The organism is Microbacterium sp. bgisy207, assembly GCF_057706855.1.
The window spans coordinates 1-10,770 of the sequence record NZ_JBYIPB010000024.1; the positions used below are offsets into that span (position 1 = coordinate 1).

General features: G+C 64.9%; 12 protein-coding genes. 8 read left to right on the forward strand and 4 right to left on the reverse strand.

Annotated features, from left to right (window positions below):
• Nucleotides 1–152: 152 nt before the first annotated feature.
• From AC3ENO_RS14715 to AC3ENO_RS14725, 3 genes are read right to left on the reverse strand one after another with little or no spacing between them, the layout of a single operon-like run.
• The gene (locus AC3ENO_RS14715; protein ID WP_434971330.1) at nt 153–749 is read right to left on the reverse strand and encodes a gluconokinase; all 597 of its coding nucleotides are present in this window, start codon (nt 747–749) and stop codon (nt 153–155) included.
• 2 nt (nt 750–751) lie between these two features.
• Complete coding sequence (locus tag AC3ENO_RS14720; RefSeq protein WP_434971331.1) at nt 752–1,801, reverse strand: D-2-hydroxyacid dehydrogenase; 1,050 nt, start codon at nt 1,799–1,801, stop codon at nt 752–754.
• Nucleotides 1,798–2,526, reverse strand: coding sequence for a FadR/GntR family transcriptional regulator (locus AC3ENO_RS14725; RefSeq protein WP_434971332.1), 729 nt, complete (start codon nt 2,524–2,526; stop codon nt 1,798–1,800). The genes AC3ENO_RS14720 and AC3ENO_RS14725 overlap by 4 nt, the downstream gene beginning before the upstream one ends.
• 118 nt (nt 2,527–2,644) lie before the next feature.
• Here AC3ENO_RS14725 and AC3ENO_RS14730 point away from each other — a divergent pair, with 118 nt between their 5' ends.
• The 8 genes from AC3ENO_RS14730 (at nt 2,645) to AC3ENO_RS14765 (ending at nt 9,918) form a co-directional block, all read left to right on the forward strand.
• A complete protein-coding gene (locus tag AC3ENO_RS14730) occupies nt 2,645–3,940 on the forward strand; it encodes an ABC transporter substrate-binding protein (protein WP_434971333.1) in 1,296 nt (431 codons plus the stop codon).
• Between the two features lie 4 nt (nt 3,941–3,944).
• Entirely contained in the window at nt 3,945–4,868 is a 924-nt protein-coding gene (locus AC3ENO_RS14735; RefSeq protein ID WP_434971334.1) for a carbohydrate ABC transporter permease, read from the forward strand.
• Nucleotides 4,865–5,764 carry a carbohydrate ABC transporter permease gene (locus AC3ENO_RS14740; RefSeq protein WP_434971335.1) on the forward strand — a complete coding sequence of 300 codons (900 nt, stop codon included), beginning with the start codon at nt 4,865–4,867 and terminating at the stop codon, nt 5,762–5,764. Before AC3ENO_RS14735 ends, AC3ENO_RS14740 begins: the two co-directional genes overlap by 4 nt.
• Nucleotide 5,765: 1 nt before the next feature.
• The gene (locus AC3ENO_RS14745) at nt 5,766–7,412 is read left to right on the forward strand and encodes an alpha-amylase family glycosyl hydrolase (RefSeq protein ID WP_434971336.1); all 1,647 of its coding nucleotides are present in this window, start codon (nt 5,766–5,768) and stop codon (nt 7,410–7,412) included.
• A 659-nt stretch (nt 7,413–8,071) separates the two neighbouring features.
• Nucleotides 8,072–8,269: a hypothetical protein gene (locus AC3ENO_RS14750; RefSeq protein WP_434971337.1), complete on the forward strand. Its 198-nt coding sequence runs from the start codon at nt 8,072–8,074 to the stop codon at nt 8,267–8,269.
• A 56-nt stretch (nt 8,270–8,325) separates the two neighbouring features.
• Nucleotides 8,326–9,108, forward strand: a complete 783-nt coding sequence (locus tag AC3ENO_RS14755) for a Fic/DOC family protein (protein WP_434971338.1) — start codon at nt 8,326–8,328, stop codon at nt 9,106–9,108.
• Nucleotides 9,101–9,346 (forward strand): antitoxin VbhA family protein, encoded by a 246-nt coding sequence (locus tag AC3ENO_RS14760; protein ID WP_488185792.1) that lies wholly within the window; start codon nt 9,101–9,103, stop codon nt 9,344–9,346. Before AC3ENO_RS14755 ends, AC3ENO_RS14760 begins: the two co-directional genes overlap by 8 nt.
• A complete protein-coding gene (locus AC3ENO_RS14765) occupies nt 9,343–9,918 on the forward strand; it encodes a recombinase family protein (protein WP_434971340.1) in 576 nt (191 codons plus the stop codon). The genes AC3ENO_RS14760 and AC3ENO_RS14765 overlap by 4 nt, the downstream gene beginning before the upstream one ends.
• Nucleotides 9,919–9,924: 6 nt before the next feature.
• Here AC3ENO_RS14765 and AC3ENO_RS14770 read toward each other — a convergent pair.
• Nucleotides 9,925–10,770: DUF4238 domain-containing protein (locus AC3ENO_RS14770; protein ID WP_434971341.1), on the reverse strand; the 846-nt coding region annotated here is incomplete at its 5' end.

The following is a 10,770-nucleotide window of genomic DNA, read 5'->3' on the forward strand; positions in this document are numbered from 1 at the left end:
GGACGTTCGGTTTCGGGAGAGGGTATGGGGGTGCGGTCGCGGACGGGTGGTGGGTTATGACGCATCATCGTGCGCGTCAACCGAACACCCGGCTGTCCTCATTGCCGCGCTTAGTCGGCTTCCTGATTGTCTTCTGACCAACTGCGTCGCGATCAACAACCTTCTCGCGTCGTCGGTGACGCCTGCCTACGAGTCGACCGAGGTCCAGGAAGCGTCGACGTTCTCCCAGATGGGGGCTTCGGAATCGGTTCCTTGAGAAGGGACTTTTCAATCTCTCGGATGACAATGTCAGGGTGTGTGCTTGCGTCAACAGTGAAGCCGTGTTCGTTCGGGTGTAGGGGCTCCCAGGCTGATAGCTGAGATGCAAGCAGGGCGGGCGCCATGAAGTGGTTGGTACGGCTTGTGAGCCGCTGGCTGATCTCGTCCGGTGGAGCCCCTAGTTGCACGAAAAGTGCGTCCGGGGAGTGTTGGCGGAGGCGGTCCCGGTGGGATCTCTTGAGCGCTGAGCAGGCGAGGATGCAAGGGGTCGAGGTGAGCGCTTCGCTGACGGCGTCCAGCCACGGCCAGCGGTCGGTGTCTTCGAGGGGTGTACCGGTGGCCATCTTCTGGATGTTGGCCGCGGGATGGTAGTCGTCGGCGTCCAGGAATGGTCGATTGAGGCGTTTGGCGAGCAGGGCGCCGATGGTGCTCTTGCCGCATCCGCTCACGCCGGAGATGACGATTGCGTGCGGGAGTGGGCGCGTGAGCATTGTTAGTAGAACTCGATTGTGTTGACGCGGTTCCTGAGCGGTTGATCGTCGAGTAGTCGGGTGGCGTTTTCAGAGAAGAGCTCGACGATTGCGCGCTCTTCCTGATCGGTGAGCGCGGCGGTGTGAGGGCTGATGAGGACGTTGGGCATCGTCCACAGTGGACTCTCCGGAGGGAGAGGCTCGCGGGTGAAGACGTCGAGCGCGGCAAATCCGACACGGCCGGCCTGCAGGGCCGCCGTCAGCGACTCTTCGTCGATGACGGTGCCGCGCCCGACGTTCACGATGGTGGCGCCGTCTTTGATGTGCGAGAAGAACAAGGTGTCGAGCATGTTGTCGGTGGTGTCGGTTCCGGGGAGCGTTTGGATGACAGCGTCGGATTCGTTGGCAGCGGCGAGCAGATCCGCGGGCTTCACGAATCGGTCTACAGCGCCGTGTTCGTGGGAGGAACGCGCCATGACGGTCACGTGCATTCCGAGAGCCTTGAGGGTTGAGGCGACGGCTTGGCCGATGCCCCCGAACCCAAGGATGAGCGCCCGCTGGTTCGCGACTTGCCCCATAAGCCAGCGTTCTGTCCAACGCTTCTGGTGCTTCTGTTCCGTGAGTCGCGGGAGCGATTTGGCTCCCGCGAGGACGCCAAGGGCAGCGAACTCTGCCAAGGCGCGTCCGTGCACGCCCGCGGATGTGGTGAACACGATGCGTGTGAGCTCATCGGGTGTGAGGTTCGCGGCGCGCACTTGGCCGCCCCCGCCCGCGGCCATGGTGTGTACCCATCGAAGGTCAGGATTTCGTCGAGCGGTCGTCGCTAGTGCTGCCGGACTGAGATCGGGGATACCGAAGAGGGCTTCACCGCGTCGCAGCATCTCGTCGAAACGTCGCTGTTGTGCGACCGTGCGCCGAAAGGCCGGGTCGCCTGCGAAGTCGGCGGGGTAGCGGCGGGGGGCGAGGAGGCTGAGGTCGACGATGAGGTCGATACGTGGTTCCAGATCGACAAGGAGATCGCAGAGGGAGGGGTCGATGGGGGCCGCGATGGTGACGCGGAGTGTGTCGGTCAAGCGGGGTCCTTGCTGGTGCTGAACAGTCGTTGGGCGCGGTGCCACGCTGCGATGGAGGTGTCCATGTGGATCTGCATGGCGCGCCGTGCCTTCTCGGGGTCGCGGGCGAAGATCGCTTCTGCGATCGTTGTGTGCTCCTCCAGCGCGAGGCTGACTGCGCCGGGGACGTGGTCGGTCAGTTTTCGGGCGCGGAGGAGAAGGTCGCTGGCGGCTTCGAGGACATTCGCGAAGGCGACGTTGTGCGAGGCATGAGCGAGAGCTGCGTGGAAGGCGACATCGGCACGGTAAGGGTCGACGCCGTCTCGGGCGGCTCGCTCGTAGTCCTGGAGTGCAGCGCCGATGTGCTCGTGGTCGGCGGTCGTGGCCATCGTGCTTGCGCGGAAGGCGATCTCGGTTTCGAGGGTGTGACGTAGCTCGTAGATGTCACTGATGGCCTCGCCGGTGAGCAGCGCCGCGACAGCGGCGGTTTCCAACGCATCGGCGGTGGGGACTCCGATGACGCGCGCGCCCACACGCGGCCGAACGTCGAGGTAGCCCATTGTGACGAGGGATTGCACGGCTTCGCGAACCGTGTTCCTGCCGACGCCATACTGCGCCATCAACTCTTTTTCGATGGGCAGTTTGGCCCCGGGAGCTAATGCTCCTTCGCGGATCTTGAGTAGTAGATCGTCAGCGATCGACGCGGAGAGAGTGCGTCGAGTCGCCTTGACAGGCGTCGTTGCCACGTGGTGTACTCCAATCGTCCTACAAATGGGACTATTCAAGGCGAGTGTAACGGCAAGCCCCTCTCGAAGGCGAGTACCGGTGCAGGAGCCCTGCGATCACCTAGAGAAAGCGATGACGATGACGACATCATCGACGGCACGGCTCACGCGCATCGTGCCAGTCCTCGGGGCAGCGTCTGTGCTCGCCCTTGTTCTCGCCGGCTGCGGCGGCAATGTCACTCCGACGGAGACCTCCGGTGCGTCGGGACTCGACCCGGCTTCGGCCGCGGACGCCACGGGCGACGTGACGGTGTGCGGCCCGACCGATTCATCGGGAGTGTGGGGCGCGACGGTCGATGCGTTCAACTCGTCGCAGGACGCGGTGACCGCGGACTACATCGAGCTCGGCTCGTCGGCGGACGACCAGCTACAGCAGATCAACCAGCGCATGCAGACTGAGTCGACGCAGTGCGACATCTTGCGCCTGGACGTCGTGTGGACCGCACAGCTGGCCTCCCAGGGCTATCTCGCCGACATGAGCGCGGTCATCGACGACAAGCTCGACGCGCTCATCCCGTCGACGGCAGAGACGCTGCACTACGACGACAAGTACTGGGGAGTGCCGTTCTACCCGAATACGGGCTTGCTCTACTACCGCACCGACCTGGTCGATCAGCCGACGAGCTGGCAGGGGCTCTACGCCAACGGAGAGGAGAACCCCGCGAATGGGTTCCTTTACCAGGCGGAGCAGAGCGAGGGCCTGACGATCAGCTTCCTCGAGATCCTCTACAGCGCCGGCGGTGAGATCCTCGACACGGACGGCAACGTCGCGGTCGACAACGCCACCACCACCGAGGTGCTCCAGTTCATGCAGGACGGGCTCGCCGATGGCGCGTCCCCCCGGTCGGTGGTCACCTACAACGAGGACGCGACCCGTCTGGCCTTTGAGGCTGGCTCCGGGGCGACGATGCGCAACTATCCGTTCGCCTACGCGGCTGGCCAGCAGTCCGCGATCGCGGACAAGTTCGCAGTCGCGCCGCTGCCGGCGTGGGACGAGGATGGCGTGGGAATCGGCGTACTCGGGGGCAGCAACGTCGCCGTCAGCGCATTCTCGGAGAACCCGAGCGCTGCTCTGGCGTTGATCGACTTCATGACCAGCGAGGACTGGCAGGAGCAGATCGCGATCAACAACTCCCTCGCTCCGGCGGTGACGGCCGCCTACGAAGCGCCCGAGGTCCAGGAGGCGCTGCCGTTCTCCCAGGAGCTCTACACCGCTCTGCAAAGCGCAAAGTCCCGGCCGGTGACCCCCGTGTACCCGCAGGTCTCACAGGCGATCTACCAGACCGTGGGCGAGGTCCTCAGTGGAGACCTCACGCCGGAGGATGCGACGACGCAGATGGCCGAGCGCATCCAGGAAGCATTGGACACGTTCTAAGACGATGACTGCTCTTACCCAGGCGAGGCGTCCCTCGGCCCACAAGGCCGAGCGACGCCTCGCATGGCGGATGGTCTCTCCCGCGCTCATCGTCATGGTGCTCGTCGCGGGAGCGCCCATCGCCTACGCGCTCTGGCTCTCCCTCAACCAGTACAGCGTCATCACGCCCGGACTGTCCCGATTCGTCGGCCTCGGCAACTACATCGAGTACCTGTCCTCCGGGGTGTGGTGGAGCGCTGTCGGAAACACCTTTGTCTTCACCATCATCTCCGTCGCACTCGAGCTGACCCTGGGCATCGCGATGGCACTGCTGCTGAATCTGGCGTTCCGGTTCCGCCCGCTGTTGCGCAGCATCGTACTGCTGCCCTACGCCATCCTCACCGTCGTCAGCGCCATCACCTGGCGCACGATCTTCGACCCCGATCTCGGTCTGGTGACGACCATCCTCAACGGGCTCGGCGTCACGGATTCCAGCATCGTCTGGCTCGGCCAGAGCGGCTATGCCATGACCGTCGTGATCCTCGCGGACGTGTGGAAGACCGCGCCGTTCGTGGCGCTGTTCGTGCTCGCCGGCCTCCAGGTGATCCCCGAAGAGATCAGGGAAGCATCCGAGCTCGACGGCGCCGGCGCGTGGAAGCGGTTCTGGAACATCACCCTGCCACTGCTGTGGCCCGCGATCACACTCGCGATGATCTTCCGCACTCTCGACGCGCTCCGCGTGTTCGACCTTCCCTTCGTGCTCACCCGCGGCGCCTACGGCACCGAGACCATGTCGATCCTGGCCTACTCCGAACTCCGCGGAAATCAGCTCGTCGGTGAAGGGTCCACCGTCGCCATCATGACGTTCGTCATCGTGATGATCGTCTCACTCGTCTACATCCGGTTCGCAGGGGGCAACATCCGCGCTGTCACCCGGGAGAAGAAATGACCGCTACCGAATTGATCACCGCGCCAACGGCCCGCCGCGTGGCTCCCGACGCCCCACGTCGGCGTCGTCGACGCGGCCCGGAGCGCAATCCCTTTGTCTGGCTCGCTGTGGCGGCCGTCATCGTCTTCTCGCTGGTGCCGTTCTACTGGCTGATCAACACCTCTCTGAAGACCGGTTCCGACCTCTCGCGCGCGAGCCTGTTTCCCGACAACCCCTCACTCAGCAACTACCTCAACGTGCTCGGAGACGGCGACTTCCTACGCTCGTTGCTGAACTCCACCATCGTCGCGACCGCGAGCACCGTGCTCGCCCTCATATTCGCCGCATTCGCCGCGTATGCCCTCGCACGACTGCGGATGCGCGGCAAGTTCGCTCTGCTGGCAATCGTGCTCTCAATCACCACGTTCCCCGGCATCGCGATCGCCGCGCCGATGTTCGCGATCTGGAACAACATCGGCCTGTACAACACGCTGATCGGACTCGTGATCCCGTACCTGACGTTCACTCTGCCGCTGTCGATCTACACACTGGTGTCGTTCTTCAAGGAGATCCCTGCTGAGCTCGAGGAAGCCGCATACATCGACGGCGCGACCCCGTTCCAGACCTTCTACAAGGTGATCCTCCCGCTCGCGGTCCCCGGCATCGCCACCGTCGCGATCCTCGCATTCATCTTCGCGTGGAACGAGTTCCTTCTCGCCGCGACCCTGACCTACAGCCCCGACGTGCGAACGGTCCCCGTCGCGATCGCGTTCTTCACCGGCGCCAGCGAGTACGAGCAACCGCTCGGGATGATCAGCGCCGCGTCTGTCATCATCTCCATTCCGCTCATTGTGCTGGTGCTCATCTTCCAGCGCCGCATCGTCTCCGGCCTCACCGCCGGCTCCGTGAAGGGCTGAGATGACCGACGATGAAGCGACCCCCGGTGCCTGGTGGCGGTACGGAGTTCTCTACCAGGTCTATGTCCCCTCGTTCCAGGACGGCGACGGCGACGGCTTCGGCGACCTGCACGGCCTCGAAAGCCGACTCAAGTACATCGCGGAACTGGGCGTGTCCGCCATCTGGCTCAGCCCCGTCTACGGGTCGCCCCTCTTGGACTTTGGATACGACGTGTCCGACTACACGAGCATCGGTGAGGTCTTCGGTAATCTCGCCGTGTTCGACCGCGTGGTGGCGAAAGCGCACGCTCTGGGCCTGAGAGTGTTGCTCGACTACGTGCCGCAGCACACCTCCAACGAACACCCATGGTTCCAGGACGCGCTCACCGGTCGCGACGCCGCGCACCGTGACTGGTACCTGTGGCATGACCCCGCAGGCGACGGTGGGCCACCGAACAACTGGGCCTCGGCGTTCTCAGGACCGGCCTGGACCTTCCACGAGCCGACAGGCCAGTACTACTACCACGCCCACCTTCCCGAGCAGCCCAGCCTGAACTGGCGCAACCCCGCGGTGAAACAGGCGATGTTCGATGTCCTCCGGTTCTGGCTCGACCGCGGCGTCGACGGATTCCGCGTCGACGCCGTGTGGCGGCTCATCAAAGACGACCAACTGCGTGACAACCCCGAACCCTCCGCCGACGACCCCATCGAGATCGCCGGCGCCGGCGCGCACTCGACCGTCCGCCAGGTGCAGAAGTACACCGCCGACCAACCCGAACTCCCCGGGCTGCTCCACGAGATGCGCACCGTCGTCAACGCCTACCCCGACCGGCTTCTCATGGGAGAGCTGCACCTCCGTCTTGAGCGCGTCGCGGCGCTGGGCTCGCTTCCTGGCCTCGATATCCCGATGAACTTCTCCCTCATCGACACGCCCTGGAACGGGGACGCCGTCGCGGATGTCATCGAGCGGTACGAAGCTGCGCTCACTCCGCTTTCGTGGCCCAACTGGGTGCTCAGCAATCACGATCGCAGCCGTCTCGCCACCCGAATCGGTCCCGAGAACACCCTTGCCGCGCTCGCGCTGCTTCTCACGCTTCGCGGCACGCCCACCCTCTACTATGGAGACGAACTCGGTCTGCCCGATTCGCCCGTTTCCGTCGAGCGCGAACGGGACTGCGCCGCACTCCGCGCACCCGGGCAGGGCCTCGGTCGTGACCCCCAGCGAATGCCGATGCCGTGGACCACGGCGGCGCACGTTGGATTCTGCGACGACGACGTCGAACCGTGGCTACCAGTACCGGCCTGGGCAGCTGATCTCAGCGTGGAGCAACAAGGTGCGGACCCCCGCTCCACGCTGAATAAAGTCAAGGGTCTTCTGGCGATCCGTAACAGTGAGCGCGCCCTGCAACACGGAACGATCCGCGTGCACGCGCACACCGCAACGTCGATCACGATCATCCGAGAACTCGAGTCATCCGCCACATGCCTCGTCGTCAACTTCGGCACAGAACCGCTCTTGCTCGAACTCCCTGAACAACCCTGGCGGCAATTATGGACCTCGCATCGTGATTCCGGCGTTGAACTCGTCGCATCCGAGGCGCGTCTATACCGCTCCGTCCAGGGTGAAGAGTCCTCGCGAGCGATCACCGACCCGGCTGACGTCTTCTAAGAGGGCAGAGGTTCGCCACTTCGCGTGGAACGGTGGGCCCGAGACCGCCGCCAACTAGCGTGGAATCCTTCGCGTCGTCCGCCACTTTGAGCGAGAACCTACAGGCGCGGCGCGAGAGCTGGCGTCTACCTTGTCCGCATGGAAGACGTGTTGGATTGGGGGACGATCGCGATCATCCTCAGCGTGCCTGCGGTTCTCGCGGCCGTGGCCTTCTCCACTCGTCGTCGTCATCGAGCAGGGGATCGCGACGCCCCCGTCCTCGGCCGGCCTGCTGGGGTTCGATGAGCTGTTTCACCCGTCGGCGCACAACGCGCGAATCATCTGGGAGGCGGAACAAGAGATCCCCGTCCCCGCGCCTACGCCCGACAAGGGGCCGGGAGTGATTGAAGCGGGCGCGCGAATCACGATCGAGGTCGAGGGGCCGGCCGCGTAGATACGTGGTTTGGCCTGCGATCGTGGGCGTGGGTGTCGAGGCACGCTTGTAGGTTTCCGCAACCGCTCGAAACTGATCGATTTCGGGACGAGTGCCAACCCCGGCCCGTCGACGTCGACACGCCGTGCCGAAACTCCGTGCCAAAACCTCCCATGTTCCGAAACCTGATTCGACCGTTTTCGGCCCATAGCTGATAGAATCGAACCACGCCACGAGAGGGGCAATCATGGTCCGTACGCTCATTGCCGCACCGCCGGCATCGACCGCTGCCGAGGACCGCCTGGCGTTCGCGGATGCAGCTCTCGCGCTGGCCGGCCACGAGGTCACCGACCCGGCGCTGCGCACCATCGTCGAGCGGGCTGCCCGCCACGAGCTGACGGGGGATGAGGCGCGCGCTGCGATCCGCCGCCACGTGCAGGGCTGATGCCTCGCGGCACCACCTTTCGTACCTGGGATGACTACTTCATCCCAGGTACTTCTGTGTTGAGGAACAAGTTCACCGCACCCGGCAAGCCGTATGGGGAACCCGACCCCGACAAGCTCCGGCAGTTGGAAGAGGCATACGCCCACACGCGCCTCCAAGAGCTGTACGACCACCCGATTCCCGGCCAGTTCGACTACGACCACATGAAGGCGATCCACGCTTACGTGTTCCAGGACGTCTACGAGTGGGCTGGTCAAGAACGGGTGGCGCCGGCCGGGCAGTTCATGACGAAGGACGGACACGCCTACTACGGCGCCGGCCCTCACCTGACGGCGGCCGCCGAGACCGAGTACGCCAAGCTCGCCGGCAAGGACTATCTGCGCGGACTGCCGCAAGCGAAGTTCGTTGACGAGCTCGCGGAGAGCTGGGGGGAGCTGAATGTCGTGCATAGCTTCCGTGAGGGCAATACGCGGACGCAGTTCGTGTTCTTCTCCCAGCTCGCAGAGCAGGCCAGCTATCGGATCGACGCCGCGCAATTTGCTCCAGGCTCGCCGCTGCGCGACGAGTTCGTGCAGGCACGGTTTCACTCCCAGGACACCGGCCGAAACGATCAGCTCGCCGCGGTGCTGGGGAAGGCGATCACCCCTTTAGACCGTGACGCTTCGGCGTCCCGGATGAGCGACAACGGCGTAGCCGACGCCCTCCGCGCAAGCTTCCCCATAAGTGCGAGAGGGGCCGTGCGACCGGCACCCACGCCGGGCGCGAACGTCGCAGGGCGTTCGAGGACGCAGCACCCCGAAAGAGGCAGAACTGACACAGGACGGAGCGGACGTGACTGACCCGATGACTACTCGATTCGATGTTGAGCAGCGGTGGCCGGAGTTGTTCGACGGCCTGACCGAGACGCAGCGCTGGTCCGTCGTGCAGTCCCTCGCGGCCGCCTGGCATGAGGGCTGGGAGCCGAACCGCGCCGACGTCGCCAACCTCACCGAGTATGCGGGTGGCCGGATCGACCACGCCGAGTACATCCGTCGATCGGATGCGTCGTCGACGGGCATGCGAGGGAGTGCGCGATGAACGTTGTCGGCTACGCCCGTGTGTCGAAGCGGGAGCAGAACCCCGCCGCCCAGGAGGCCGAGCTGCGCGCGGCCGGCGCTTCTCGAGTATTCGTCGACCACGGCGAATCCAGCCGCATCACGGACCGCCCCCAGTGGCTCGCCTGCCTCGACTACCTCCGCGACGGCGACACCCTTCTGGTGCGCCGCCTCGACCGCCTCGGTGGCACGGAGCGAATCATCATCGAGACGCTGCACGACCTCGACCGACGAGGCGTGAACATCAAGAGCCTCACGGAGCCGATGATCGACACCACAACTCCGATGGGCCGCGCCCTGTTCGGCATGGTGGCCGTGTTCGCCCAGCTCCGCGTCGACACGATCCGGGAGAACACGATGCGCGGCCTCGCCCACGCCAAGGCGCAGGGCCGGGTCGGTGGACGGCCGTCGAAAATGACGCCGGAGAAGATCGCACAGGCCAAGCGGATGCGCACCGAGGGCCACAGCCTCGACCGCATCGCCGCGGTGCTCAGCGTCGGCAAGTCGACCGTCGCGCGCGCCCTCGCCAAGAGCGACGCCATCGCCGGGGGCTAGCGCGATCTACCGAGGAACGTCCGCGCCGCGCTGCGCGAGGAGGTCTACAGCGTTGGAGAACGCTCGCGGGTTTCGTGCCGGCCAACTACCGGGAAAGAGGATGTACCTCGTCGCCGCTCCGATGGTTGAGCGGTTGAACGCTTCCGGGATGAGCCTTCGCACTCGGTCACCGCGCGACAGGAGGAGTCCCGTCGTCGGTGTCAACGCCACTGTCACCCGCTCGGCGGTCATGAGGCCGACTTGCCACCCGTACTGACGCTCGTCGAGCGTGCGGTCCGGGTGGAGCCGTGACGGGCACACAAGCATGTCGCCGAGGAGTAAAGATGGCTCCTCGTAGCGAACGACGTTCCAGGTGAACTCGTCCAGGACGCGCCGATACTCAGCCCATCGGGCTTTCACGTCCTCGTGAATCTCGGGAATGAACTTCGCGTCAAGGTCAGCCGTGAACGTTGCGGCCTGCGCGAGGAAAGCCAGACGGGCCTCATCGATGCCTGGCACGTGCGCGTACCTCTTGAAGTCAGGCGCTGTCCCGTCGTAGACGTGCTTCATCATCGCCGGATGCCGTTGGTAGTGAAGGATGAGCAGCTTCTCAAGGATCTCTCGCTCCGGCCCGTTCAGCACGCTGTCGTCGCCGGCATCCAGTCGAGCAACGAGCGGCGCCGCCTTATCCTCGACGAACTTGCTCTGCGCGTTCTCGTACGCGTCTGGGTCAGCTTCCACCGGGTCGGCGCGATGGCTGTCTTTCAGCCATCCCACACTCGCAGCGCTGCCCTTATGAGCGGGGGAGCCGTCGAGGGGGACCACCATGAACTCCTTGTTCTCCGCGAACGCCCGCAGGATGAAAGCGGAGAG

Bases quoted from the DNA above. Each gene is read 5' to 3' on its own strand.
- AC3ENO_RS14730 (WP_434971333.1), top strand. From the start codon at position 2,645: ATGACGACATCATCGACGGCACGGCTCACGCGCATCGTGCCAGTCCTC.
- AC3ENO_RS14750 (WP_434971337.1), top strand. From the start codon at position 8,072: ATGGTCCGTACGCTCATTGCCGCACCGCCGGCATCGACCGCTGCCGAG.
- AC3ENO_RS14715 (WP_434971330.1), bottom strand. From the start codon at position 749: ATGCTCACGCGCCCACTCCCGCACGCAATCGTCATCTCCGGCGTGAGC.
- AC3ENO_RS14765 (WP_434971340.1), top strand. From the start codon at position 9,343: ATGAACGTTGTCGGCTACGCCCGTGTGTCGAAGCGGGAGCAGAACCCC.
- AC3ENO_RS14735 (WP_434971334.1), top strand. From the start codon at position 3,945: ATGACTGCTCTTACCCAGGCGAGGCGTCCCTCGGCCCACAAGGCCGAG.
- AC3ENO_RS14740 (WP_434971335.1), top strand. From the start codon at position 4,865: ATGACCGCTACCGAATTGATCACCGCGCCAACGGCCCGCCGCGTGGCT.
- AC3ENO_RS14745 (WP_434971336.1), top strand. From the start codon at position 5,766: ATGACCGACGATGAAGCGACCCCCGGTGCCTGGTGGCGGTACGGAGTT.